1 protein-coding gene is annotated in these 215 nt (G+C 42.3%); it reads right to left on the bottom strand.

All coding sequences use genetic code 11. The features are described 5' to 3' along the window. Nucleotides 1-21 precede the first annotated feature (21 nt). Nucleotides 22-215, bottom strand: a 194-nt coding sequence (locus VJL_RS27375; protein ID WP_038882500.1) for a type II toxin-antitoxin system RelE/ParE family toxin, incomplete at its 5' end; no start/stop codon positions are given.

The raw sequence follows: 215 nt of genomic DNA, 5'->3' as shown, positions 1-215 counted from the left end.
TTAGTTCCCCAGAGGAAGCAATCAATCCGTAGGGAATTTTTGTTTCTGGTGGAGTACACGCATAACTCGAATGATATCGCCCTCGACCCAGTAAGAGATAATCATCGAAATCTCAGGAATAATGAGTAATCGTCCGCGGATGCCATCTCGTTGTACACCCATTAAAGGTTGTTCAAGCAAGTTTTCTACTTTTGCTTCAATGAGGTTGTCAGTTT

Origin of the sequence: Vibrio jasicida CAIM 1864 = LMG 25398, assembly GCF_000400365.1 — a bacterium.
GTDB lineage: Bacteria > Pseudomonadota > Gammaproteobacteria > Enterobacterales > Vibrionaceae > Vibrio > Vibrio jasicida.
The sequence above is the reverse complement of the archived record's forward strand: the minus strand, read 5'-3'. Positions and strand labels throughout refer to the sequence as shown.